At 71.3% G+C, this 25,495-nt stretch carries 17 protein-coding genes; 11 read left to right on the forward strand and 6 right to left on the reverse strand.

Annotated features, from left to right (window positions below; all coding sequences use genetic code 11):
- Positions 1-2: 2 nt before the first annotated feature.
- Positions 3-512: a GNAT family N-acetyltransferase gene (locus Q0818_RS02435; protein WP_298870952.1), complete on the reverse strand. Its 510-nt coding sequence runs from the start codon at positions 510-512 to the stop codon at positions 3-5.
- A complete protein-coding gene (locus Q0818_RS02440; RefSeq protein ID WP_298870954.1) occupies positions 509-1,018 on the reverse strand; it encodes a hypothetical protein in 510 nt (169 codons plus the stop codon). Before Q0818_RS02440 ends, Q0818_RS02435 begins: the two co-directional genes overlap by 4 nt.
- A gap of 190 nt (positions 1,019-1,208) precedes the next feature.
- Here Q0818_RS02440 and Q0818_RS02445 point away from each other — a divergent pair, with 190 nt between their 5' ends.
- On the forward strand, positions 1,209-1,829 hold the full coding sequence (locus tag Q0818_RS02445; protein WP_298870956.1) for a 2-phosphosulfolactate phosphatase: 621 nt from the start codon (positions 1,209-1,211) through the stop codon (positions 1,827-1,829).
- 89 nt (positions 1,830-1,918) lie between these two features.
- Here the strand turns inward: Q0818_RS02445 and Q0818_RS02450 are convergent, their stop codons facing one another.
- From Q0818_RS02450 to Q0818_RS02460, 3 genes are all read right to left on the reverse strand, one after another.
- The gene (locus Q0818_RS02450) at positions 1,919-2,407 is read right to left on the reverse strand and encodes a SprT-like domain-containing protein (protein ID WP_298870958.1); all 489 of its coding nucleotides are present in this window, start codon (positions 2,405-2,407) and stop codon (positions 1,919-1,921) included.
- A gap of 30 nt (positions 2,408-2,437) precedes the next feature.
- Positions 2,438-2,965 carry a hypothetical protein gene (locus tag Q0818_RS02455; RefSeq protein ID WP_298870960.1) on the reverse strand — a complete coding sequence of 176 codons (528 nt, stop codon included), beginning with the start codon at positions 2,963-2,965 and terminating at the stop codon, positions 2,438-2,440.
- 94 nt (positions 2,966-3,059) lie between these two features.
- Positions 3,060-3,926, reverse strand: a complete 867-nt coding sequence (locus Q0818_RS02460; protein WP_298870962.1) for a spermidine synthase — start codon at positions 3,924-3,926, stop codon at positions 3,060-3,062.
- Positions 3,927-4,137: 211 nt separating this feature from the next.
- Between Q0818_RS02460 and Q0818_RS02465 the strand changes: the two genes are divergently transcribed.
- From Q0818_RS02465 to Q0818_RS02485, 5 genes are all read left to right on the forward strand, one after another.
- Positions 4,138-4,890, forward strand: coding sequence for a 5-oxoprolinase subunit PxpA (locus Q0818_RS02465; RefSeq protein ID WP_298870964.1), 753 nt, complete (start codon positions 4,138-4,140; stop codon positions 4,888-4,890).
- A complete protein-coding gene (locus Q0818_RS02470; protein ID WP_298870966.1) occupies positions 4,884-6,572 on the forward strand; it encodes an urea amidolyase family protein in 1,689 nt (562 codons plus the stop codon). The genes Q0818_RS02465 and Q0818_RS02470 overlap by 7 nt, the downstream gene beginning before the upstream one ends.
- A gap of 273 nt (positions 6,573-6,845) precedes the next feature.
- Entirely contained in the window at positions 6,846-10,343 is a 3,498-nt protein-coding gene (locus Q0818_RS02475; protein WP_298870971.1) for a DNA-directed RNA polymerase subunit beta, read from the forward strand.
- Between the two features lie 56 nt (positions 10,344-10,399).
- A complete protein-coding gene (gene rpoC, locus Q0818_RS02480; RefSeq protein WP_298870972.1) occupies positions 10,400-14,275 on the forward strand; it encodes a DNA-directed RNA polymerase subunit beta' in 3,876 nt (1,291 codons plus the stop codon).
- Positions 14,276-14,532: 257 nt separating this feature from the next.
- On the forward strand, positions 14,533-15,132 hold the full coding sequence (locus Q0818_RS02485) for a hypothetical protein (RefSeq protein ID WP_298870974.1): 600 nt from the start codon (positions 14,533-14,535) through the stop codon (positions 15,130-15,132).
- Positions 15,133-15,146: 14 nt separating this feature from the next.
- On the opposite strand, the gene Q0818_RS02490 is transcribed toward Q0818_RS02485, so the two are convergent.
- Positions 15,147-15,731, reverse strand: a complete 585-nt coding sequence (locus Q0818_RS02490) for a hypothetical protein (protein WP_298870976.1) — start codon at positions 15,729-15,731, stop codon at positions 15,147-15,149.
- A 118-nt stretch (positions 15,732-15,849) separates the two neighbouring features.
- Here Q0818_RS02490 and Q0818_RS02495 point away from each other — a divergent pair, with 118 nt between their 5' ends.
- The 5 genes from Q0818_RS02495 to Q0818_RS02515 all read left to right on the forward strand — a co-directional run bounded on the left by Q0818_RS02495 (position 15,850) and on the right by Q0818_RS02515 (position 25,457).
- Positions 15,850-16,971 carry an ABC transporter gene (locus tag Q0818_RS02495; RefSeq protein WP_298870977.1) on the forward strand — a complete coding sequence of 374 codons (1,122 nt, stop codon included), beginning with the start codon at positions 15,850-15,852 and terminating at the stop codon, positions 16,969-16,971.
- A 10-nt stretch (positions 16,972-16,981) separates the two neighbouring features.
- Complete coding sequence (locus tag Q0818_RS02500; protein WP_298870978.1) at positions 16,982-17,464, forward strand: hypothetical protein; 483 nt, start codon at positions 16,982-16,984, stop codon at positions 17,462-17,464.
- A gap of 123 nt (positions 17,465-17,587) precedes the next feature.
- Complete coding sequence (locus tag Q0818_RS02505; protein WP_298870980.1) at positions 17,588-18,250, forward strand: spermidine/putrescine ABC transporter substrate-binding protein; 663 nt, start codon at positions 17,588-17,590, stop codon at positions 18,248-18,250.
- 122 nt (positions 18,251-18,372) lie between these two features.
- Complete coding sequence (locus tag Q0818_RS02510) at positions 18,373-19,509, forward strand: serine/threonine-protein kinase (protein ID WP_298870985.1); 1,137 nt, start codon at positions 18,373-18,375, stop codon at positions 19,507-19,509.
- Positions 19,506-25,457, forward strand: coding sequence for an Ig-like domain-containing protein (locus Q0818_RS02515; RefSeq protein WP_298870988.1), 5,952 nt, complete (start codon positions 19,506-19,508; stop codon positions 25,455-25,457). The genes Q0818_RS02510 and Q0818_RS02515 overlap by 4 nt, the downstream gene beginning before the upstream one ends.
- The last annotated feature ends 38 nt before the right edge of the window (positions 25,458-25,495 follow it).

The following is a 25,495-nucleotide window of genomic DNA, read 5'->3' on the forward strand; positions in this document are numbered from 1 at the left end:
TCTCACCTCGTCAGGCGCAGCTCGGTCAGAGAGCCACCCCAGCGGCCGTCGGTCCGGACGGCACCGTCGGGTGCGAAACCGTGCTTGAGGTAGAAGGCGATCGCGCGCTCGTTGTCCGACAGCACCCACAGGCTCGCGGCACCGGTCCCGATGGCCGCTTCCAGCAGCGCCGCCCCCGCGCCGGTTCCGTAGTGGCTCGCCAGCACGTACAGGGCGTAGAGCTCGGGCTCCGATCGCGGACGATCGGCGTCGCGCGTCGGCCCGCCCGAGGAGAAGCCGATCACGTGTCCGTCCGCGAGGGCCACCCACGTATCCCCGAGACGCTCGCCTCCCCGGGGCGTCTCTCCGCGGAGCCTCGCCGCCCATCGCCACTCCGAGAGCTCGACGTCGAGCTGCTCGACGAGCGCGGCGGGCACCTGCTCGGTGCGCGCCTCGCGCCAGCTCTGCACGTGCACGGTGGCGATGCACCGGCTGTCGCCGGGCATCGCCGCGCGCACGAGCAGATCGCTCATTCGTCGACGTCGGTGTCGTCTTCGGGGTCGTGCGCCCACGTCGGGGCGAGGGCCCGGATACGGGCGGCGCGCCACTGCCACGTCGCCCACAGCCCGGGCCACAGCGCGGGGGCGGCCGCGCCGCCGATCGTCAGGCGCTCCCGCCACAGGGTCTTCCCCGGCTCACCGGGGGCGGCGGAGACGGCCATCTGGTGGTCCCACACGTCCAGCGCCGAGAGCGGCCCGGTCAGCGGAACGCCCCAGTCGCGGAAGACGCGGACGCGGCCGTTCGCGTCGCTGGTCTCCCGATCCGCCACCGAGATCAGCTGACGCCCCACCGGCACGACACCGGCCACGCTCATCTGCACCGGCACGTCGTCGCCGGATTCGAACGAGGTCGGCATCTCGGTCAGCCCGTCGACGGAGAGGAGGGGTCCGTACAGCTCCGCGACCGCGCGCGGGGAGTGCAGGGCGCGCCACGCGGCGTCGGGGTCGCAGTCGATCACGAACTTCAGCAGGATGCGCATGCTCAGATGGTGCCCGATCCGCCTGTGGGTGAGCGATGGGTTGACGGCCGCCGCGGGGCGGACCGCCTCGCTCTCGGCAGCAGGCGCCCGCCGGTGCAGCCCGGTGAGCTCCGGGGACCGGTCATCCCGGCATCCGACGCTCGAAGACACGCAGACGGGCGCGACGGCTGCGGCGTTCTAGCATCGAAGGATGCCGATCGACCCCGCCCTGTCGCAGTCCGACTATCAGGTGCGCCTGGATTGGGGGCTCGGGGGACTCCGCCGTCTCGCCCCTGCGCACGTCGTCGTGATCGTGCAGCCGCTCGGCCTGACCGCTCATGCGCTCGCCGCCGTGGAGAACGCCGCGGGTCTCGACGTCTCGACCGACGACGACGAGGCGGCAGCGCTCGCCCGGGCGGCGCACGAGACGGGCGCCCACGTGGTCGCGGGAGGTCTGCGCAATGCGGCGGCCGTGGCGGCGCACGTGCTCGAGGTGCAGCGCGCCCGCGCGGAGCGCACGAGCATCTCGATCCTCGCGGCCGGGGCGACCGACCTCGAGGGTCCGCGCTTCGCCGTCGAAGACCTGCTCGGTGCGGGCGCCGTGGTCGCCGCCCTCGGCGACCTCGGCATCGATCACGCCTCGCCCGATGCCGCCGTCGCCGGGGAGGGGTTTCGTGCCCTCGGCGGCGCGGTGCGCCACCTTCTCACGGCGAGTGGCGGCGGACGCGCCCTCGCCGCCGACGGGGGCCGCGAGGCCGTTCTTGCCGCGGCCGCGCGCGACGCGGCATCCGTGGTTCCGGTGCTGCGCGACGGGGTGTTCGTCGAGGCCTGAACGCCCCGAGGGCGTCAGCGCGACCGTGTGACGCGCTCGCGGCGCCGTCCCAGGCGGGCGTTCGAGGGCGAGCGCCGCTCGGCGCGGACTCAGCGCGGCGTGGCGGCGGCGAGGCGTTCGGCGCGGGTGATGTCACGTCGCACCCACGACAGCGCGAAGCGCGGATCGAACGACGGAGCGCACTTCGCGCACGAGGTGGGGCGTGTGGCGCGGCGGTGGCGGTAGGCGACGTGTCCGGCGGGGCAGGTGCCCACCCACGGGGCGAGTTCGTTCGCCGTCTCTCCGGCGTGGGTGGTGCCCCCGACGTAGCCGAGTTCGCGCGCCGTGCGCTTCCAGCGCGGACCGTGGCCGGCCGTCGGCCCCGCGAGCGCGTGCGCGACCTCGTGCAGCAGCGTCTGATGGTTGGTGTCGTCGTCGTACCGCGCGGCCAGGTACCGCGAGACGCTGATGCGCTTGCGACCGTAGTCGCACAGGCCCGCGCGGCGTTTGGCGTTGTCGAACGCGAACGTCCACGACGCATCGAGGTGCAGGGCGATCAACGCCTCGGCCCACGTGCGTACGCGCTGCAGATCGGACATGACCGGAAGGTTAGGCGGGGCCTACGACATTCAGCTCGCGACGACCTCGCGCGTGCGTCGACGGTCGGCCGCGTCGATCGCCAGCAGCGTGGACTCGAGCTGGGCGTCGGTGGCGCCGGCGTTCTGCCGGAGGAACAGCGCCTGCTTGAAGTCGCGGCGGGCGCCCTCGTAGTCGCCCTCGTCGTAGTGCACCTTGCCGCGGTGCTGCAGCGCGAAGGCGGCGATGCTCGCCCAGCCCTGCCCCTCGGCCTCTTCGGCGCACATGGTGAGCTCCTGCTCGGCGGCGGCGTACGCGCCGCGGCACTGCATGATCGTGGCGTGCAGGATGCGGGCGCGCAGCAGATCACGACGCGTGCCGGCCATGCGCGCCACGCGCACGGACTGCTCCGAGATGGCCAGCGCCTCGTCGAAGCGGTCGAGCACCTTGAGCAGCCACACCCGCTCGAGGAGGGCGTGCAGACTGCGCTGCGAGCCGATCTCGTCGAGACGCTCCTGGCACTCGCGCGAGTCGGTGATCTCACGCAACGTGTCGGGGTCGTACCCGTGGATGTAGCTCACCGTCGCTCCTCTCGGTCGGGCAGGAGTTCCAGTCTGCGCCGACCTCACGCCGACACCGCACGCGCCACGCGGTCGAGGGGCGAAAGCGCTCGCGTCAGCGTTCGAAGATGGATGCCGACGGCTTCGGCGACGGCGTCGCATCGGCATCCGTGGCGGGGCGCGACCCCCGCACGAACTCGACGATCTCGTGACCCTGGGCCACCTTCGCGGGGTGGGGTCCCGCCGCCATCAGGCGCGGCAGCCATTCGACGGGCAGGGGCGCGGCGGAGGCGGCGACCACCAGGTTGCCGAACCGGCGGCCCTTGAGCACCTGCACCTCGGCCAGCACGATGACCTCGGGAAGCACCTCGCGGATGGTGGCCACCTGTCGGCGCGCGAAGGCCAGCCCCGGCCCGTCGGAGACGTTCACGAGCAGTACGCCGTCGGGGGCGAGCAGGCGGGAGGCCTCGCGGTAGAACTCCACGGTCGTCAGGTGGGCGGGGGTCTGCGCGCCCGAGTACACATCGCTGACGAGCAGGTGGACGGCGCCGTCGAGGCCCGCCGGCAGTCGTCCGAGCCCTTCGCGTGCGTCTCCGATGCGCACGCGCACCGACGCTCCCCGCGGGAGGGGGAGGTTCTCGCGGACCAGGTCCCACAGCGCGGGCTCGAGCTCGATCACCTGCTGGCGCGACCCGGGTCGCGTCGCCTCGACGTAGCGGGGGAGCGTGAGGGCACCCGCGCCCAGGTGCACCGCGGTGAGGGGCTGCCCCGGCATCCGGAGGCGATCGATGACGGCGCCCATCCGCGCGACATACTCGAAGTGCAGATGGGTGGGGTCGTCGAGGTCGACGTGCGACTGCGGAGTGCCGTCGACGACGAGCTCCCAGCCCGAAACGAATCCCGAGGGCGAGACGCGTGCGATCGTGCCGTCCGACAGACGTGCCGTGGGGGCGTCGTCGGGTTCGATGCGCATGCGGGCCATGCGCTCCACGCTACCCGTCCGCCCTCCGGCGGCGGGGTGCGGTGGCGTCGGCACGGTCCGGCGTCGAGAACAGGCGATCCGCCGAGCGCCGGACGACGCGGCTCCGTCGGCCCTGTCCCCGTGGCATCCCCTGTTCCGGTGAGGGCTCGTGCGGTGCCGATCGCCCCACCCGCACGCCATCCTCGAGGCACCCCGCCGCTACCGTGGCACCATGCACGTGGACCTCAACGCCGACCTCGGCGAGACGGTGGACGGGATGCCGACCGCCGACGACGAGGCGATGTTCGCCGTCGTGTCGAGCGCGAACGTCGCCTGCGGCGCGCACGCGGGAGACGCCGCGTCGATGCGGGCCTCGGTCGAACGTGCCCGCCGCTTCGGCGTCGCCGTCGGGGCGCACCCCTCTTATGATGACCGCGAGAACTTCGGCCGCGTGCGCCGCGACCCCGCACCCGCGGACCTGCGGGCGAGCGTCGCGACTCAGCTCGACGCGCTCGCCGCCGCGGGTGCCGAGCTGCGCTACGTCAAACCCCACGGCGCGCTGTACCACGCGGTGATCGACGACGCCCGCCAGGCGGCCGCGGTCGTCGCCGCGGTCGCGGACCATTCCTCCCGCCTCGGTCGGCCCCTGCCCGTGCTCGGGTTGTCCGGGGCGATCGCCGAGGCCGCGGCATCCGCGGGGTTGCCCTTCGTTCGCGAGGCCTTCCTCGATCGCGGCTACACCCGCGATGGGCTGCTCGTGCCGCGTGGAACCGCGGGCGCCCTGCTCGACGACCCCGACCGGGTGGCGGAGCGCGCGGTCCGGCTCGTGCGCGACGGAGTGGTCGACGCCGTCGACGGCACCCCGATCCCGGTCGAGGCGGCGTCCCTCTGCCTGCACGGCGACAGTCCCGCCGCCGTCGAGATGGCCCGGGCGGTGCGCATCGCGCTCGACGACGCCGGTGTCGAGGTGCGCGCCCCGTGGTGACGTCCACGCGGGAGTCCGACCCCGTGGCGTCCGTCGTCCTGCGGCCGATGGGGGAGCGGGCCGTGCTCGCCGAGGTCGCCGACCTCGCCGGCGTCGTGGCGCTGCACGCGGCTCTCGCCGCCGCGCCGCCCGCGGGTGTCGAGGAGCTGGTCCCCGCCGCGCGCACCGTGCTCGTCGCGTTCGACCCGCTCCGCATCGGCCGCGCGGCGGTGGGGGAGTGGATCCACCGCGCCGCGCTCTCGCCGGCCGACGTCGCGCCGAGCGCCGGCGTCGTGAAGGTGCCCGTGCGCTACGACGGCGCCGATCTCGAGGAGACGGCCGCCCTCCTCGGCATCCCCGCCGGCGAGCTCGTGGCGCGTCACGCGAGGGCGGAGTGGACGGTGGCGTTCACGGGCTTCGCCCCGGGCTTCGCCTACCTCGTCAGCGCCGAGTGGCCTTTCGACGTGCCGCGCCTGACGCAGCCGCGCACCCGCGTGCCGGCCGGGGCCGTCGGGCTCGCGGGCGGCTTCAGCGGCGCCTACCCGCGCGAGACCCCGGGCGGCTGGCGTCTGATCGGTTCGACCGACGCGGTGCTCTTCGACCCGGATGCTGCCACCCCGGTGCTGCTGCCCCCGCGAGCGCGCGTGCGCTTCGTGCCGGAGCGCGAGCATCTCGCCCCCGTGCCCCCCGAGGCCCCCGCGCCCGCCGAGGTCCCCGCGCCCCCCGAGGCCCCCGCGCCCCCCGAGGCCCCCGCGCCCACCGAGGTCCCTGAGCCTGTCGAAGGGACCGGGACCCTCGCTGCGTCGCCGCGTCCGGAGGCGTCGACCGGCTCAGCCTCCTCCGCGCCCCGGCCGGCCCTCCGCGTCCTCCACCCCGGCCCCTTCACCACCGTGCAGGATCTCGGCCGCCCCGGCCGCGCCGCCCTCGGTGTCGCGCGATCGGGCGCCCTCGACCGGCGGGCGCTGCGGGTGGCCAATCGCCTCGTCGGCAACGACGAGGGCGCCGCCGGCCTCGAGATCGTCGTCGGCGGATTCGCCGCCCGCGCCGAGAGCGACACGTGGGTGTGCGTGACCGGCGCCCTCGTCGACGTCGTCATCGGCGGCCGTGCGGTCGATTCCCATGCGCCGCAGCTCGTGCCCGGGGGAGTCGAGGTGCGTATCGGTTCCGCTCGCGCGGGACTGCGGGCCTACCTCGCCGTGCGCGGGGGGATCGCCTCGCCGCCCGCTCTGGGCTCACGCGCGCGAGACGTGCTGGCGGGTCTCGGCCCCGCCCCGGTGCGCGCGGGCGATCTGCTCGACGCCGGGTCGGCGGCATCCGCCGTCGCCGTCGTCGACACCTTCCCCTGGACCATCCCAGCCACCCTGCACGACGTCGCCATCGCGGAGGGCCCCCGCGTCGACTGGTTCGCCGCCGACGCGTGGGCGACCCTGCTCGGCGTGCCCTGGAGCGTCTCGAGCGACGTCGATCGCGTCGGCATCCGCCTCGACGGACCCGCCCTCGACCGGATCCACCACGACGAGCTGCCCAGCGAGGGCATGCGGCCGGGGGCGATCCAGGTGCCTCCCCACGGGCGCCCGGTCGTCCTGCTGGCCGATGGCCCGGTCACGGGCGGGTACCCCGTGATCGCCGTGGTGACGGATGCCGCACTCGACGCGCTCGCGCAGGCGCGACCCGGAGACCGCGTGCGGTTCCGGCGCGTCTGACGGCGGGCCCGCAAGGGAATGGGCGACGGGCGCACGCGGTTATACCGCAGGTCCGCAGACGCGTCAAGAATTGGACTGGACACGGCGAGTCCTCCCGCGTATGCTTGGACTTTGCGCTCCTCGATTCCCCCTGCCCTCATATGGTGGTCGGCTGAGCCTGCCCGTCCCCGCCTCACCGCGGTGTGCGACGAGCAGGTTATCGGGGCAGGAACGCACTCCACCTGACGACAAGGAATCACGAGCCCCTCGCCCGGGCTTCTGGAGGTTATTCCCTTGGCTGCTGCGAGCAACGCATCCACCACCACCACCCCCAAGAGCGGACGCGGAGCATCCCGCCTCTCGTTCGCGAAGATCTCCGACAAGCTGACCGTTCCCGATCTGCTCGCGCTGCAGACCGAGTCGTTCGACTGGCTCGTCGGTAACGAGGCCTGGAAGGCGCGCGTCGCCGAGGCACAGGCCGCCGGTCGCACCGACGTGCCCGAGATCAGCGGTCTGGAGGAGATCTTCGAGGAGATCTCGCCGATCGAAGACCTGAGCGAGACGATGCAGCTCTCGTTCACCAACCCCTACCTCGAGCCCGAGAAGTACTCGATCGAAGAGTGCAAGGAGCGCGGCAAGACGTACGCCGCCCCGCTCTACGTCGAGGCCGAGTTCATGAACCACCAGACCGGTGAGATCAAGACGCAGACGGTCTTCATGGGCGACTTCCCGCTCCAGACCGACAAGGGCACGTTCATCATCAACGGCACCGAGCGTGTCGTGGTGTCGCAGCTCGTTCGTTCGCCCGGTGTCTACTTCGACAAGACGCCCGACAAGACCTCCGACAAGGACATCGTGTCGGCGCGTGTCATCCCCTCGCGCGGTGCCTGGCTCGAGTTCGAGATCGACAAGCGCGACCAGGTCGGCGTGCGCATCGACCGCAAGCGCAAGCAGTCGGTCACCGTCTTCCTCAAGGCCCTCGGCCTGACCAGCGAAGACATCCTCGCCGAGTTCTCCGGCTTCGACTCCATCGAAGAGACGCTGTCCAAGGACACGATCCTCACGAAGGAAGACGCCCTCCGCGACATCTACCGCAAGCTCCGTCCGGGCGAGCAGGTCGCCGCCGAGGCCGCCCGCGCGCTGCTGGACAACTTCTACTTCAACTCCAAGCGCTACGACCTGGCCAAGGTGGGTCGCTACAAGATCAACCAGAAGCTCGGCCTCGACAAGCCGCTGAGCGACTCGGTGCTGACCGTCGACGACATCGTCGCGACCATCAAGTACCTCGTCCGCCTGCACCGCGGCGACGTCACGTTCGACGGTGTCCGCGGCGGCCAGGCCGCCGAGATCCGTCTCGACACCGACGACATCGACAACTTCGGCAACCGTCGCATCCGCGCCGTCGGCGAGCTCATCCAGAACCAGGTGCGCACCGGTCTGTCGCGCATGGAGCGCGTCGTCCGCGAGCGTATGACCACGCAGGACATCGAGGCGATCACGCCGCAGACCCTGATCAACGTGCGCCCCGTCGTCGCCGCGATCAAGGAGTTCTTCGGAACCTCGCAGCTGTCGCAGTTCATGGACCAGAACAACCCGCTCGCGGGTCTGACCCACAAGCGCCGCCTGTCGGCCCTGGGCCCCGGCGGTCTCTCGCGTGAGCGCGCCGGCGTCGAGGTCCGCGACGTCCACCCCTCGCACTACGGCCGCATGTGCCCGATCGAGACCCCCGAAGGACCGAACATCGGTCTGATCGGCTCGCTGGCCTCGTTCGCCCGCATCAACGCGTTCGGCTTCATCGAGACGCCGTACCGCCGCGTCGTCGACGGCCGGGTGACCGACCAGATCGACTACCTCACCGCCAGCGAGGAGAGCGACCACATCGTCGCTCAGGCCGGTGTCGCCCTCCAGGCCGACGGCCACTTCGTGGAGGACCGCATCCTGGCCCGCCGCGGTCAGGGTGGCGAGGTCGACCTCTTCCCGGTCGACGAGATCGGCTACATGGACGTCTCGCCCCGCCAGATGGTGTCGGTGGCGACCTCGCTCATCCCGTTCCTCGAGCACGACGATGCCAACCGCGCCCTCATGGGTGCGAACATGCAGCGTCAGGCCGTGCCGCTGGTGCGCAGCGAGTCGCCCGTGGTCGGTACCGGTATGGAGGGCTTCGCCGCCATCGACGCCGGTGACGTCGTCACCGCCGACAAGGCCGGTGTCGTCCTCGAGGTCTCGGCCGACGTCGTGACCATCCAGCTCGACGAGGGTGGCACGCAGGACTACTTCCTGCGCAAGTTCGACCGCTCCAACCAGGGCACGTCGTACAACCAGCGCGTGGTCGTCTCCGCCGGTGAGCGCGTCGAGGCCGGCGAGGTCATCGCCGACGGTCCCGCGACCGAGAACGGCGAGCTCGCCCTCGGCAAGAACCTCCTCGTGGCGTTCATGACGTGGGAGGGTCACAACTTCGAGGACGCGATCATCCTCAGCCAGGACCTCGTGAAGGACGACACGCTGTCGTCGATCCACATCGAGGAGTACGAGGTCGACGCGCGCGACACCAAGCTCGGCAAGGAGGAGATCACCCGTGACCTCCCCAACGTCAGCCCCGACCTGCTGAAGGACCTCGACGACCGCGGCATCATCCGCATCGGTGCCGAGGTGCGTCCGGGCGACATCCTCGTCGGCAAGGTCACGCCCAAGGGCGAGACCGAGCTCAGCGCCGAGGAGCGCCTGCTCCGCGCGATCTTCAACGAGAAGAGCCGCGAAGTCCGTGACACCTCGCTGAAGGTGCCCCACGGTGAGCAGGGCACGATCATCGCCGTCAAGGAGTTCAACGCCGAGGACGGCGACGACGAGCTCGGCTCGGGCGTCAACCGTCGCGTCGTGGTCTACATCGCCCAGAAGCGCAAGATCACCGAGGGCGACAAGCTCGCCGGCCGCCACGGCAACAAGGGTGTCATCGCCAAGATCCTCCCGATCGAGGACATGCCCTTCCTGCCCGACGGCACGCCGGTCGACATCATCCTCAACCCGCTCGGCATCCCCGGTCGAATGAACTTCGGTCAGGTCCTGGAGCTCCACCTCGGCTGGATCGCCCAGCAGGGCTGGAAGGTCGAGGGCAACCCGGAGTGGGCCGCCCAGCTGCCCGAGTCGGCTCGTGAGGCCGCCCCGGGCACGAAGGTCGCGACCCCGGTGTTCGACGGCGCCTTCGAGGCGGAGATCGCGGGTCTGCTCGACTCGACGATCCCCAACCGCGACGGCGACCGCATGGTCGACTCCTCGGGCAAGACGCTGCTGTTCGACGGTCGCTCCGGCGAGCCGTTCCCGGCGCCCATCTCGGTCGGCTACATGTACATCCTGAAGCTGCACCACCTGGTGGATGACAAGATCCACGCGCGTTCGACGGGTCCCTACTCGATGATCACGCAGCAGCCGCTCGGTGGTAAGGCCCAGTTCGGTGGCCAGCGCTTCGGTGAGATGGAGGTGTGGGCCCTCGAGGCCTACGGCGCCGCGTACGCGCTGCAGGAGCTCCTCACGATCAAGTCCGACGACATCCTCGGCCGCGTCAAGGTGTACGAGGCGATCGTCAAGGGCGAGAACATCCAGGAGCCCGGCATCCCCGAGTCCTTCAAGGTGCTCATGAAGGAGATGCAGTCGCTCTGCCTGAACGTCGAGGTCCTCTCGGCCGACGGCACCGCGGTCAACCTGCGCGACACGGATGACGACGCCTTCCGCGCTGCGGAGGAGCTCGGCATCAACATCTCCAGCCGCTTCGAGTCCTCGTCGATCGACGAGATCTGAGCTTCCAGCTCAGCGACCCAGCTCAGATTTCAGAGAATTCCGACACAGGAGAACCAGTGCTCGAATCAACCACTTTCGATCAGATCCGTATCGGTCTGGCCACCGCCGACGACATCCGTCGTTGGTCCTTCGGTGAGGTCAAGAAGCCCGAGACGATCAACTACCGCACGCTGAAGCCCGAGAAGGACGGCCTCTTCGGCGAGCAGATCTTCGGACCCTCCCGCGACTGGGAGTGCGCCTGCGGCAAGTACAAGCGCGTGCGCTTCAAGGGCATCGTCTGCGAGCGCTGCGGCGTCGAGGTCACCAAGTCCTCGGTCCGTCGCGAGCGCATGGGCCACATCGAGCTCGCCGCGCCCGTCACGCACATCTGGTACTTCAAGGGCGTGCCCTCGCGCCTGGGCTACCTGCTCGACATGGCGCCGAAGGACCTCGAGAAGGTCATCTACTTCGCCGCCTACATGGTCATCTCGGTCGATGAGGATGCTCGTCACCGCGACCTGGCCACGCAGGAGAACAACATCCGTCTCGAGCTGAAGACGCTCGGCGACCGCCGCGATGCCCGCATCGCCGCCCGCCTGGCCAAGCTCGAGGAGGAGCTCGCCGCCCTCGAGGCGGAGGGCGCCAAGGCCGACCAGAAGAAGAAGGTCAAGGACGCCGCCGAGAAGGACATGACGGCGGCCCGCAAGAACGCCGACGAGCAGATCGCCAAGCTCGAGCGCGTGTGGGAGGACTTCCGCACCCTCGAGGTGGGCGCCCTGAAGCCCGAGGACGACGTGTTCCACGAGCTCCAGGACCGCTTCGGTCAGTACTTCGAGGCCCACATGGGTGCGGAGTCGATCAAGCGCCGCCTCGAGACCTTCGACCTGCAGGCCGAGGCCGACAGCCTCCACCTGCAGATCTCTGAGGGCAAGGGTCAGCGCAAGATCCGCGCGATCAAGCGCCTGAAGGTCGTCAACTCGTTCCTGCAGACCGGCATGTCGCCGGCCTCGATGGTGCTCGACGTCGTTCCGGTCATCCCGCCGGAGCTGCGTCCGATGGTCCAGCTCGACGGTGGCCGCTTCGCCACCAGCGACCTGAACGACCTCTACCGTCGCGTGATCAACCGCAACAACCGCCTCCGTCGCCTGATCGACCTCGGTGCCCCCGAGATCATCGTCAACAACGAGAAGCGCATGCTGCAGGAGGCCGTCGACGCGCTGTTCGACAACGGCCGCCGTGGTCGCCCCGTCACCGGTACCGGCAACCGTGCCCTGAAGTCCCTGAGCGACATGCTCAAGGGAAAGCAGGGTCGCTTCCGCCAGAACCTGCTCGGAAAGCGCGTGGACTACTCGGGTCGTTCGGTCATCATCGTCGGACCCCAGCTCAAGCTCCACCAGTGCGGTCTGCCCAAGCAGATGGCTCTCGAGCTGTTCAAGCCCTTCGTGATCAAGCGCCTGATCGACCTCGGTCACTCGCAGAACATCAAGGCCGCGAAGCGCGCCGTCGAGCGCTACCGTCCCGAGGTCTGGGACGTGCTCGAGGAGATCATCCGCGAGCGTCCCGTGCTGCTGAACCGTGCACCCACCCTGCACCGTCTCGGCATCCAGGCGTTCGAGCCCCAGCTCGTCGAGGGCAAGGCGATCCAGCTGCACCCGCTCGTGTGCGCGGCGTTCAACGCCGACTTCGACGGTGACCAGATGGCCGTGCACCTGCCCCTGTCGGTCGAGGCCCAGGCCGAGGCCCGCGTGCTCATGCTCGCCTCGAACAACATCCTCAAGCCGTCGGACGGCCGTCCGGTCACCCTGCCCTCGCAGGACATGATCATCGGTCTGCACCACCTGACCACCCTCAAGGAGGGTGCGGCGGGCGAAGGCCGTGCGTTCGGTTCCGTGGGCGAGGCGATCCTGGCCAAGGACGAGGGAACCCTCGACCTGCAGGCCAAGGCGCGCATCCGCATCCCCGGCCTGACGTTCCTCGAGGGCCAGGCGCCCGAGGGCTACGACAAGCACGGTCTCGTCGACGCGTCGCTCGGCCAGGCGATCTTCAACGACACGCTCCCCAAGGGCTACCCGTTCGTGCGCGAGCAGGCCGACAAGGGCAAGCTGTCGCAGATCGTCAACAAGCTCGCCGAGGAGTACCCGAAGGTGGAGGTCGCCGCCTCCCTCGACCGCATCAAGGACGCCGGCTTCTACTGGGCCACCCGTTCGGGTGTCACGGTGGCGCTGAGCGACATCCTCACGCCCCCCAACAAGGGCGAGATCGTCGCGGGCTACGAGAAGCAGGCCGCGAAGGTCCAGGGCCAGTACGAGAAGGGTCTCACCACCGACGCCGAGCGTCGTCAGGAGCTCATCAAGATCTGGACCGAGGCCACCGACGAGGTCCAGAAGGCGATGCGGGACAACTTCCCCGCCGACAACACCATCAACCGCATGGTCTCGTCGGGCGCCCGTGGTAACTGGCTGCAGATCCGCAACATCGCGGGTATGCGAGGCCTGGTGAACAACCCGAAGGGTGAGATCATCCCTCGCCCGATCATCTCGTCGTACCGTGAGGGTCTGTCGGTCGCCGAGTACTTCATCGCGACGCACGGTGCCCGTAAGGGTCTGGCCGACACGGCCCTCCGTACGGCCGACTCGGGTTACCTCACGCGTCGTCTCGTCGACGTCTCGCAGGACGTCATCATCCGCGAAGAGGACTGCGGCACGTCGAAGGGCCTCGAGCTCCCGATCGCTGCGGCAGGCTCCACCGGTGAGCTGGTCAAGGACGCCAACGTCGAGAACTCGGTGTTCGCTCGCACGCTCGCCACGGCGGTCGTCGACGCACAGGGCACCGTGCTGGCCGAGGCCGGCGACGACGTGGGCGACGTGCTCATCAACAAGCTGGTCGAGGGTGGCGTGGAGTCGATCAAGGTCCGCTCCGTGCTGACCTGCGACTCGGCCGTCGGTGTCTGCGCAAAGTGCTACGGCCGTTCGCTGGCCACCGGCAAGATCGTCGACATCGGCGAGGCCGTCGGCATCATCGCGGCCCAGTCGATCGGTGAGCCCGGTACCCAGCTGACGATGCGTACCTTCCACACCGGTGGTTCGGCGTCGGCCGACGACATCACGCAGGGTCTTCCCCGCGTGCAGGAACTGTTCGAGGCGCGTACCCCCAAGGGTGCGTCCCCGATCGCCGAGGCCGACGGTCGCATCACGATCGACGAGACCGACAAGGCCAAGAAGGTCATCCTCACGCCCGACAACGGCGACGAGCCGGTGGTCTACCCCGTCCTGAAGCGCGCGACGCTCCTGGTCGAGGACGGCCAGCACGTCTCGGTGGGCGAGCCCCTCCAGGTCGGAACGCTCGACCCCAAGGAGGTCATGCGCGTGCAGGGTGCCCGCGAGGTGCAGAAGTACCTCGTCAACGGCGTCCAGGGCGTGTACCGCTCGCAGGGTGTGCCGATCCACGACAAGCACATCGAGGTCATCGTCCGACAGATGCTCCGCAAGGTCACCGTCGTCGACCACGGCGACACCGACCTGCTGCCCGGTGAGATGGTGGACTTCAAGCGCTACCAGACCATCAACCGCGAGACGGTCGGCGAGGGCAAGCGCCCCGCGTCGGGTCGTCCCGAGCTGATGGGTATCACCAAGGCGTCGCTGGCGACCGAGTCGTGGCTGTCGGCCGCATCGTTCCAGGAGACCACCCGCGTCCTGACGCAGGCGGCCATGGAGGGCAAGAGCGACCCGCTCGTCGGCCTCAAGGAGAACGTCATCATCGGAAAGCTCATCCCCGCCGGAACCGGTCTTGCGAAGTACCGCAACGTCACGGTCGAGGCGACGGAGGAGGCCAAGAGCGAGCGGTACCCCAACCGCATCTTCGCCTCAGACGGCGCGTACAGCGACGCCGACCTGAGCTACGTCGACTTCGACAGCTTCTCGACGGACGACTTCACTCCCGGTACGTACAACTGATCGAGGCGGGAGGGGAGCGGGCCTGCTCGCCTCCCTCCCGCCGACCGACGGATGCCACGCCTCGGCGCGGCATCCTGATCCCCGAAGGCCCCCGGCTCGCGCCGGGGGCCTTCGTCGTGCGCGGGTGGGTCTCACGCGGGCCGCGCCTCCGGCACGTCGTGTCGGCGGTGTGTCGCCCCGGTGTCGAGGACGCGATGCGGCGTGTCGAGGGAAGGGTGCGCCGGGGGTGTGCGCCTACCGTGGATGCGGAGGAACGCATGGCCCGAATCGGTGGACGCAGCCTGTGGTTGGCATGGCCGGCCGGGATCTTCTGCGCCGCGGCCGTGGCGGCGCTGGGGGTCCTCGCCGCACCCGGCATCCCGACCGCGGTGAGCTTCGTCGGCGACACGCTGCGGGCGACGACCGACACGCCGACGCCCACCGCCGCCCCGCCCGCGGAACCCGCGGGCGACTGCCGCCACCTCTACTCGCAGCCCCTGTGGTCGTCGATGGTGTGGTCGCCCGACGCCCTGCTGTGGCAGCGCCGAACCGCTCCGCTGTCGACCCCCGAGGCGGTGGCGGCCGCGGGACCCACCGTCGTCGTCACGTGCCATTGGCGGGGTGTCGCCGGACGATTCGTGGAGACCACCGTGTCCACCGTGACGGCAGAGGGCGCGGCCGCCGCCCAGGCGACGCTGGCCGCCCAGGGGTTCGCGTGCGCCGATGACGGCGGAACGGCCCACTGCGAACGCACGACCGGCGACGTCCTCGAGGTGCACGACCTGCGCGGGGATCGCTGGGTCTCCTCGACCCTCACGGGCTGGATGCCGGACGGCTATGCCGCGATCGTGGCATCCCACGCGTTCTTCGGGGAGTGAACGCGGCGCCGCGATCAGCCGAAGATCGAGGTGATGATGCTCGCGGTGTACCCGGTGGGGGCGAGGTTGGAGTATTGGGTGTCGACCAGGACGCCGTCGCGCCAGAAGAGGGTGCGGCCGTCGTTGACGGGGTAGGTGTCGTTGATCCAGGTCTTCTCGCAGCGGGTGCCCTCGTCGGGCGTGTAGCAGCTGAAGCCCTGGGTGGTCACGAGGTCGTTGAGCATGTCGAGGGCCGGGCCGCGGTCCATGCGCGAGATCGTCGTCATCAGGCTCGTGGTGTCGGCCGCGGGATCGCGCCAGATGCAGATGAGCGAACCGTCGGACTGCACGCCCGATGGTCCCAACGAGGGATCGTTCAGCGGCACCGTCCCGAGCTGCGAGAGGACGTCGGCGGACAGCATCGCCCGGCAGTCCGCGGGAAGGCGCACGGCGGCCGCGGTCTGCGTGATCGTGGGGATCGGGGTGGGGCTGGTCGAGACGACCGGCGCCGACTCCTGCGGCGCCGATTCGTCGGCGGACGGTGCGCACGCCGTGGTCACGAGCGCGGCCGCGCCGAGGATCGCGGCGACGAGGGCCGTGCGAGTCAATCGACCGGACATGCGATCAGCCTAGGCGTCCGACCGGACTCAGGCGAGACGCACATCCACGGCACGCCTCCCGGACGACACGCGGGACGCGGGTTAGCCTTGCGGCGCAAGCACCGCGTGAGGAGACCCCATGAGCGACCACCAGCCGCACGGCGACCCCGTCGCTGAGCCCACGAACTCGTACGGCGACCCCGTCGTCGAGCCCCGTGACGACGACGCGCACGACGTGGTCGGCCGCGCGCACGAGGGCCTCGCCGACGCCGAGGCCGCACAGCGCGACGCCGTCGACACCGACGCGGCCCAGGCCGCGTGGAACGAGCGCGAGGCGCACGAGCGCGATGCCGCCGCCGCGCTGGACGCGCGGAGCGAGCACACCGCTCCCGTCGTGCACGACGCCTCGCCGGTCGAGCCGCAGGCAGCGCCCGCGGCCGCCCGCACCTCGTCGGCCGATCTCGACGACGAGGACGCCCGCTGGGCCGCCTACGCCGCGTCGGCCGAGCCGGAGCACGACACGACGACGGCGCGCTATTCCACCACCGAGACCGAGGCGCCCCGCCGCGACGACGCGCCGACCACGGTCGCGCCGGCCGTCGCCGCGGGAACCGCGGGGGCAGCCGTGGGGGCGGCCGCCGCCACGACCCCGGCTCCCGTCGCCGACGAGCCCACGCGCGCCGCCGCGGGGCCGCAGCCCATCTTCGTGCAGGCTCCCGAGGCGCCGCGCCCGCGTGGCAACCGCGGGGCCGCCGGTGCGATCGGCCTGCTCGCCGCCGTCGTCTTCGCGGTGCTGTACCTCGCCGCGACGCTGGGCCTGGGCCTGCTGAGCGGCGCCTTCGGCGTCTCCGATCTCGGGCGTGAGGCCCTCGCGGCGCTCGCCACCGCTGGCCTGTGGGTGCCGACGGTGGCGTTCTTCCTGGGCTTCTGGTTCCTGGGCGCCCTCATCAACCGGGGTCGCTGGGGCCACTGGGTGGTGTGGGGCCTGGTCGTGGGCGTGATCGCCTGGGCGGGTCACCTGCTGGGCGTGCTGTTCGCCGCCCCGTTCTGGCGCATCACCTCGAGCGAGTCGCTCGACCTGCTCCAGAACAACGTCCTCGCACCGCTGGCGATCGTGGCCTTCGTGCTGGGTCGCGAACTCACCATCTGGTTCGGTGCCTGGGTCGCGGCGCGCGGTCGCCGCGTGACCGAGATCAACGCCGAAGCCCAGCGCGAGTACGAGCGCACCCTCGAGGCCGGTCCTCAGCTCTCGCAGCGCTGAGACGGATGCCATGACGAACGAGCCGCGACCGGCGGGGGTGACCCCGCCGGTCGCGGTCGTCTTCGCCTCGGTCGCCTTCATCGCCCTCTCGATCGGCGGGCTCGGCGTGGCGAGCCTCGCGTTGGACGCCGACGTCATCCCCGTCCGCGGGCTCGGCTCGATCCCGGGCGTCATCGGTCAGGTCGCCGCCCTCGCCCTCTTCGCCGGGGTGCTGCTGTGGGGCCTGCGGGCGGATCCGCCGGGATATCTCACCGCGGTCCCGTGCGCCGTCGCGGCCTTCGTCGGCGAAGCCGCCGGAGTGGTGGTCGGCGCGGTGATCAGCGGAGCCGACCCGGCACGCGGCCTCGCCGCCGCCGGGAGCGTCGCCCTGGGCTTCGCGGGACCCGTGATCGCGGCGGCGGGGCTCCTCGCCGGCCTTCTCGGGGTGTTCCTGTGCCGCACCCGGGCCCAGGGGCCCCGGTGGCGCTGGGAGGACGACGAGGACGCCCCCTGAGCGTCGTGAGCGACCGGCTCGGCGTCTCCGCGCGGTCGGCCGTGTCCTCCCGCGCGGCCCGCCTGGCGCGTCCGCGCCGTGGCATCCCCACGGGCCCGGGCGTGTCGCACTAACGTAGGCGCCGTGGAGCGGTCGCTCGAGAGCCAGGTCAGCCAGGCGGTGGATGCCTGGCTGCGATGGCTGCCGCGCTGGGAGCCCGCCAATCACCGCGGCCGCGTGGCCCCGTGCCGTCGGTGCTTCGGCTCGCCGATCCTCTCGGCCGCGGGGCTGGGCTCCGACGTGCCGCACGGGGTGCAGCACGGACTGTCGACGCGCGTGAAGGGAATCGTCGACCACGCCGTCGCCGACTACACCTCGCGCAACCTCCCCATGCTGCAGGCCGAGCTCGACCAGCAGGCCGAGCGCAACCGCCGTCGGTCGTACCGCCCCGCCGAGGGGCTCGAGCCGGAGTTCGACGGGATGCCGCTCGACCCCGACCCCGAACCGGGGTCGCCCTTCCTGTTCACGCTGTCGGGTCTCGCCGCGGAGGAGGACGCCGAGATCCCGGCCCTGCCGCCCCTGTCGGATGCCGCGAAAGCGGCGCTGCGGCAGGAGGTCGGTCTGGCCGACGACTACGCGAACATGATCGGGCGGGAGGTGTGCACGATCCTCCTCCACCATCGCCTGCGCATCCAGGCGGCCGTGGCGGAATACGTCGAACCGCAGATCGCGGCTCTGCTCGACGACCTCACCCGCTCCCTCGACGCGCCGTTCGATCCGCGAGAGCCCGACGCCCCGGCATCCTGAGCGCGCTCCGCGCTCCGGTCGACCTGTGCACAACGCGCAGGGGCGACGGAGGCTGCTTTGTTAGCATCGACGGGTTGTGCGCTCGCTGAGTCGCGGGTGCGTCGTCCGGGGGAGGGGGCTCGATGCCGCAGCGGCTTCCGTCGTCGCCGCCCATCCTGCCCGGGCTGGCGTACATCCGTCCCCTCGGTTCCGGGGGGTTCGCCGACGTGTTCCTCTACGGGCAGGACATGCCCCGCCGCGACGTCGCGGTGAAGGTCCTCCCGAGCGATGTGCGCGACACCGACCTGCTGCGCATGTTCAACGCCGAGGCCGACGTGCTGGCGCATCTGTCGGCGCATCCCTCGATCGTCACCGTCTACCAGGCCGGCATCTCGGCCGACGGGCGCCCCTACATCGTGATGGAGTTCTGCCCTGGCTCGCTCGCGCAGCGTTTCCGCGTCGAGCGCATGCCCGTGGCCGAGGTGCTGTCGATCGGGGTGCGCATGGCCGGTGCGCTCGAATCCGCGCATCACGCGGGGCTGATCCATCGCGACGTCAAGCCCAGTAACATCCTGGTCACCACCTTCGGCGCTCCCGTGCTGGCCGACTTCGGCATCTCGTCGTCGCTCGTGCGCCAGGGGGCCGACGAGATGCTCGCGATGAGCGTCCCATGGAGCGCCCCCGAGGTGGTCGCGGAGCAGACCGCCGGCACGGTCGCGAGCGAGGTGTGGAGTCTGGGCGCCACCGTCTACTCGCTGCTCGCGGGGCACAGTCCGTTCGAGCGGCGCGAGAAGGGCCAGAACTCGCGCGAGCAGTTGCGCCGCCGCATCGCCCGCGCCTCGTACACGGCCATCTCCCGGTCCGACGTGCCGGAGTCGGTGCAGGCCGTGCTCGCGAAGGCCATGGCACGCGACCCCGCCCAGCGCTACGCCAGTGCGCGTGCCTTCGGCGAGGCGTTGCAGGGGGTGCAGGCCGAGATGGGCGTGCCGGCGACGCCGCTCGAGGTCCCCGCCGCCGAGTGGGCACCCGCCGCCCGTTCCATCGACTTCGCCGACGGCACCGTCCGGGGCCCCGCACGCTCGCGCATCGAGCGCGAGATCTCGCGCAAGACGCGCGACTCCTCGGGCATCACCGGATACGCGCGCGATGAGGACACCGACATCGCAACCCCGGTCTCGAGCGCGTCCCGGGCGTTGCCCTGGGTGCTCGCCTCGGCGACGCTGGTCACCGCCGGCGCGGTGGTCGTCGCCGCGCTCTACGCCACGGGAGTGCTGCGGTGAAGCGCCGCACGCTGGTCGGACTCGCCTCCACCCTGGTGGCGGCGACCCTCGTCGTGACCGCGAGCATCGTATGGCCGGGCCTCGACGCGCAGCAGACACCCGAGGTCGACACCTCGGTGTGGGCCCTGCAGACCGGCGACGGGCAGCGCTACGCGCGCGTCAACACGGCGGTCGGCGAGCTCGACACCGTGCGCACCGCGGGAAACCCGAGCCAGGTCGCGCAGGCACGCGACGGCGCCTACCTCTTCACCGACAGCTACAGCAAGCTCACCCGCATCGACGAGGCCCAGCCCGTCGATCTCGAGCAGGACCAGCTCGAGGCCGCCCCCGACACCCCGCCCGGAACCACCTCGGTCGCCACGGCCGGCGACTACGTCGTGTACCGCACCGACACGGGGGCGCTCTTCGCGGGACGGCTGAGCCAGGCGGGCCAGCGCGCCGCCGAACTCGATCCCTTCGGAACGGCCGGCGACGACGATGCCGTGTCGTACACCGCGGATGCCATCGCCCTCGACGACCGGGGGATGCTCTTCGCCTACTCCTCGGTGGACCAGTCCGTCATCCGGTACGACATCGACGCCGATGAGGTGCGCGCGCGGGACGCCCTTGACGCGACGATCGCCGCGCCCGTGCTCTCGGCGGCCGGTGACACCTGGGTGCTCGTGGATTCCGAGGCCGGTCGCGTCTGGATGCGCGGTGCCGACCCGATCGACATTGAGCTGGGGGAGCAGGTCTCCGTCGGCGACGCCGAAGCTGCAGCCGCCGCCGTCTACGTCGCCGACGATCAGTCGCTGTGGACGATCCCGACCGACGGCTCCGGCCCCCGCCGCGAGGTGGGCGGAGGAGGCAACGTCCTCGGCCAGCCCGCGCGTCCGCTCACCCATCAGGGCGTCACCTACGCCGCCTGGCTCCTCCCGGGCGACAGTCGGGGCACCCTCTGGCGGTCGGACCAGGGCGAGACGGACCTCGCCTACGGCGGGGCGAGCATGCCCGACCAGCGCCGACCCGTCTTCGTCGCGACCGATCACGCCGTCATCCTGAACGAGACGCGCACTGGATGGGTGTGGACGGTCCCCGACGGCGCCCTGGTGGCATCCAGTCAGAACTGGTCGCTCGACGACCGCACCGAAGACGCGGCCGTCCAGAGCGAGGAGCAGGTGAGCGTCGTCCTCGACCCCAAGCCGCCCATCGCCGAACCCGATGCCTTCGGTGTGCGGGCGGGACGCCTGACGACCCTCCCGGTGCTGCTGAATGACCACGACCCCAACGAAGACGTGCTGAGCATCGTCGCCGACAGCGTCACCGGTCTCGACCCCTCGTTCGGCGCGCTGTCGCTCACCGATTCCGGTCAGCGCCTGGCGGTGCGCGTCAAACCGGGTGCCACCGGCACGGCGACCTTCAGCTACGCGGTGACCGACGGCACGACGGCCGACGGCCTCACGTCGGCGCCCACCACGGTGACCCTCACCGTCTCGCCGGGTGAGTCCAACGCCGCGCCCGTGTGGTGCGGAACCGACAAGTGCCTCCAGCAGTGGCCGACCCCCGAGGTCGCGCGCGGGGGCACCGTCACGGTCCCCGTGCTCCCCGGGTGGGTCGATCCCGACGGCGACCCCCTGCTGCTGCTCTCCGTCGACAACCCGAGCGGCGTCGGCACGGTCGCCGCGACCCCCGGCGGAGACGTCGTCTACCAGCACGCCGACGACGGGTCGGGCGGCGAGCAGAACATCCAGCTCGACGTCACCGTCGCCGACACCGGAGGGGCCACCACGACCAAGCCCCTCGTCATCCGCGTGGCGCCCGACCCCACTCTCGCGGTGCAGTCCTTCGCCGTCATCGACACGGTGGGCACCTCGCTCGCCGTCGACGTCGGTCCCCACGTGACCGGCACGGCGGGGGAGATCTCCCTCGGCTCGGTCCGCGTCCTCGACGACGCCGCCGCGACGGCGACCGTGGTCGGCGGCAGCACGGTGTTCGATTTCGCGGCCTCCCAGCCCGGCGTGTACCGCGTCGACTTCACCGTCAACGCCGGGGGCAGGGACGCCACGGGGACCGCCCGCATCACCCTCCTTCCCGCCGATGCCCCGGCGCAGTTGTCGACCGCCCCCGTCGTGGCCTTCGTGCGCCCGCAGGAGGACGCGACCCTCGACGTGTTCAGCGCGGTGTCGAACCCCACCGGCCGCGTGCTCCTGCTCAGCGATGTGACGCCCGCCGCCGAAGAGGGGGCGTCCCTCACCGTCGACACCGTGGGGCAGAACGATCTGCGCGTCTCGGGCTCCACCGCCGACGGCGGCGCCGGCCTGCTCGGAACGGTGGACTACACCGTCAGCGACGGCACCGACGACGAGGGATCGCGCGTGGGCGGCGAGGCGACCGTCTACCTCCTGCCGCCGGCCCCCGAGATCGCGCCGATCGCCGTCGACGACACCGTGACGGTGCGCGCGGGCGCGCAGATCGACATCCCGGTGCTCGACAATGACATCTCCCCGGCCGGAGGTCGTCCGAGCCTCGACCCCTCCAGCGTGCAGGCCCAGCCGGCCAGCGACGCGCTCGCCTTCGCCTCCGGCGGGGTGCTGCGTTATCTGGCGCCCACCGCGCCCGGCTCCTACGAGGTGACCTACCGCGTCTACACCACCGGTACGCCCGCCCTGTGGGACGAGGCGACCGTGCGCATCACGGTGCTGGGCGCAGAGGCCAATCGCGCGCCGCTCCCCGACACCCTCCAGGGGCGCGTGCTCAGCGGGGGCACGACGACGATCGACTTCCAGGGCTTCGGTGTCGATCCCGACGGCGACGCCGTGTCGCTCGACCGCATCGTCGCCCAGCCCGACCGGGGTACGGCATCCGTGTCCCCCGACGGCTCGTCGATCGTCTACTCGTCCGTGCCGGGCGACCGGGGCCAGGTGTCGTTCCGCTATCGCGTGTCCGACTCCTCCGGCGCCACGGGCGAGGGCACGGTGCGCATCGGGATCCTGGATGCCGAGGCCAACCCGAGTCCGATCACGTTCACCGACTACGTGCAGGTGCAGGCCGGGGGCGACCGTACGATCCGGGTCAGCCCGCTCGCGAACGACATCGACCCCACGCAGGGACGCCTGAGGCTCACGGGCGTGCGGCCCGATCTGCCCGAGACCCTCGTCGACGGCAGCGCCAACCCCGAGTACGCCCGGCTCGACGGCTTCGTCGACAGCGTCAGCGACACGGGCGTCGTCCTGCGCGCGGGCGATCAGCCCGGCACGATGTCGTTCCTGTACGACGTGGAGTCGGACTCCGGCAACACCGGGCGCGGTCTCATCGTGGTCAAGGTCGTGCGCGAGAGCGTCCCCGATTACCCCGTGGTGACCGACACGGTGCTCACGGTCGAGAACCGCGACGACTTCACCAGCGGGGTCGACGTCATCGCGGGCCGCGCGACCTGGTCCGGCGGAGAGGTCGGCGACCTCGAGGTGACGCTGTGGGGGCAGCCGACCGACGTGCGCCTCGACGGCAGACGCATCTCCGGCGACCTGCCCGCGACACGTCGTGTCATCCCGTTCGCGATCACGGGCCGCGTCGGCGACGCCGACGTCATCACCTACGCCTTCCTCCGTGTCCCGGGTGACGATGACCTGACCCTGGCTCTGCGCCCCGGCTCGGCGCAGCGGGTCGACGAGCTGGCCTCGGTGCAGTTCGACATGGCATCCCTCGTCGCCCTTCCCCGTCGTGCCACCCTCGAGGTGGGCACCGATGTCTCGACCACGGGCGTCCGCGCCGAGGGCCGCTGCTCGGTCAACGGGTCGGTCGTGCAGTACGACGCCGGGACGGGTTCGCCGTGGACCGACGCGTGCCAGGTGCCCGTGCGGATCGCGGGGACGCAGGAGTGGACCGTGCTCTCGGTGCCCATCGGCGTCGTCGCCCGAGACCCCCAGCCGGAGCTGCGCCCGGGTTCGCTCACGGTGGGCCCCGGGGAGACGGCCACGTTCGACCTGCGCAACATGACCTCGTGGCAGCTCGGACGCGAGGACTGGGCCGGGATCCGCTACGCGCTCGACTACAGCGGGTCGGCGTTCCAGGTCTCGCTCGACGGGTCGGTCGTGACCGTCGTGGGCGGCGACCGTGCCGTACCCGGCACCGACAACGCCGCCGTCATCTCCGTCACCAGTCACAACGCCGTCGCCCCCGCACGGCTCGTGCTGCGAGTCGGAGCGGCGCCGTCGACGCTGCCTCAGGGCGGAACGACCTCGTCGCAGTGCTCGCAAGCCCAGGGATCGAGCTGCACGATCGGCGTGATCGGTATCAGCGGCGAGGTCAACCCGCTGCCGCGGACCCCACTCGAGGTCGTGGGTGTGCGGCCCACTGCCGCGTGCACGGGTGTGGACTTCTCCGTCGCCTCGGCCTCGAGCATCACCGCCTCGTGGACCGCCGACGCTCCCGGCGCGACGTGCAGCGCCAGCGTCACCCTCCGCGACGCCCAGGGACGCACGACCGCGTCCACGCGCGACGCCCGCGTCGTGCTCGACCTCCTCGGCTATCCGCGCACCCCGGCGAGCGTGCGGCAGACGGCCTTCGCCGACGGCTCGCTCACGCTCCGCGTCGACCCCGGTGAGGCCCGTCGCGCCTACCCCGCGCTCGCCGGGTTCACGGTCCGTTCCGGTGGCGAGGTCGTCGCGCAGTGCGGCCCCGACGGCGGGTGCCCCGTGATCTCGGCGCCCAACGGCGAGCAGCGCGAGTACGTCGTGACCGCCGTCAACAGCGTCGGCGAATCCCGCGGCGCCGTGCGGACGACGGCGTGGGCCTACGCCTCACCCGACAAGCCGCGGTCCGGCGATTTCGCGCCCGTCGACAACGGCGGAGAGGGAGGCGTGGCGGATCTCACCATCCGCGGCATCGACGCCGCCGAGACCGGCACCCTCGAGATCGCGAGCGCCGCGGGGCAGAAGCGCACGATCAGCGTCGGACGCAATCAGGAGACCGTTTCGGTCGCCGCGTTCCCGGTGGGCAGCAACTCGTCCACGCAGATCACGGTGACGCCGATCTCGCGCTTCACCGTGCCGCCGGGCCTCGGCGGCTCGCAGAGCGGGCAGGCGCTGGTCTTCACGGCGCACGGCGTCGGCAGGCCGCAGCAGCTGAACCTCACCCTCACGTCGCAGCGCGACGGCGGCGGCAAGGTCACCATCGTCGCCGAGGGCTCGGCGTCGAAGAACGGCGACGGGTCCGACGTGCGATACGGCTTCGCGATCGACGGCTCCTGCCGTGTGGGTGACGACGGACCTCGCCGCACGTTCCCCGGCAAGGACGATGGAGAGACGTACACGGTCCGCATGTGCGTCGATTCCGTCTACGACGGCAAGAGCTTCGGTTCCGATCAGACCGAGAAGAGCATCGACGCCACGCAGGACACCACCGCTCCGCAGGGATACACGTTCCGCGTCGGGGCCAAGCCCGTGGTCGACGGGGACACGGCACGGTGGAAGATCAGCGGCATCCAGGAGGGGACGAAGCCGCCGCGCAACAACAGTGTCAAGTACGACAACTGGGGTCCCGGCAGCGACGTCTACGACCGCGACCCGAACATCGGCGTGTACTTCCAACACGACTTCTGGCAGACCCGCTCCGACCGCGGCGTCGTCGAGCCGGCATCCGGAAGCGCCCCGTACCAGGTGCAGGCGACGGCCCGAATCGACTCCTGCGTCGCCGGCAGCGAGCTGAAGCTCGGGTGGAAGACCAGCAACGGCGAGGCGCGCACTTCCACCGACCGCTCCGGCGTCGTCTACTTCGACAAGAGCGGCCAGAAGCTCGACGCCAGCGACCCGACCGTCGTCCCGAAGGGGGCGGTGCGCGTCGAGAACGCGAAGCTCCTGGTCAGCTGGTCCGCGAAGGGCTGGGGTCTCGACGACGCCACCCTCGTCACGGGTGGGACCTGCGACCCCGGCAAGGCCGATCCCTCTCAGCCGCCCGCCGGCAACGGCTGACCCCGGCATCCATCCATCCCCCACAGGAAGAACGCAGC

Origin of the sequence: uncultured Microbacterium sp. (assembly GCF_947489255.1) — a bacterium.
Taxonomy (GTDB): Bacteria; Actinomycetota; Actinomycetes; order Actinomycetales; family Microbacteriaceae; genus Microbacterium; species Microbacterium phycohabitans.

Excerpts from the sequence above, each read along its gene's own strand:
- Q0818_RS02435 (WP_298870952.1), bottom strand. The coding sequence starts at position 512 with ATGAGCGATCTGCTCGTGCGCGCGGCGATGCCCGGCGACAGCCGGTGC.
- Q0818_RS02440 (WP_298870954.1), bottom strand. The coding sequence starts at position 1,018 with ATGCGCATCCTGCTGAAGTTCGTGATCGACTGCGACCCCGACGCCGCG.
- Q0818_RS02445 (WP_298870956.1), top strand. The coding sequence starts at position 1,209 with ATGCCGATCGACCCCGCCCTGTCGCAGTCCGACTATCAGGTGCGCCTG.
- Q0818_RS02450 (WP_298870958.1), bottom strand. The coding sequence starts at position 2,407 with ATGTCCGATCTGCAGCGCGTACGCACGTGGGCCGAGGCGTTGATCGCC.
- Q0818_RS02460 (WP_298870962.1), bottom strand. The coding sequence starts at position 3,926 with ATGGCCCGCATGCGCATCGAACCCGACGACGCCCCCACGGCACGTCTG.
- Q0818_RS02465 (WP_298870964.1), top strand. The coding sequence starts at position 4,138 with ATGCACGTGGACCTCAACGCCGACCTCGGCGAGACGGTGGACGGGATG.
- Q0818_RS02485 (WP_298870974.1), top strand. The coding sequence starts at position 14,533 with ATGGCCCGAATCGGTGGACGCAGCCTGTGGTTGGCATGGCCGGCCGGG.
- Q0818_RS02490 (WP_298870976.1), bottom strand. The coding sequence starts at position 15,731 with ATGTCCGGTCGATTGACTCGCACGGCCCTCGTCGCCGCGATCCTCGGC.
- Q0818_RS02495 (WP_298870977.1), top strand. The coding sequence starts at position 15,850 with ATGAGCGACCACCAGCCGCACGGCGACCCCGTCGCTGAGCCCACGAAC.
- Q0818_RS02500 (WP_298870978.1), top strand. The coding sequence starts at position 16,982 with ATGACGAACGAGCCGCGACCGGCGGGGGTGACCCCGCCGGTCGCGGTC.
- Q0818_RS02510 (WP_298870985.1), top strand. The coding sequence starts at position 18,373 with ATGCCGCAGCGGCTTCCGTCGTCGCCGCCCATCCTGCCCGGGCTGGCG.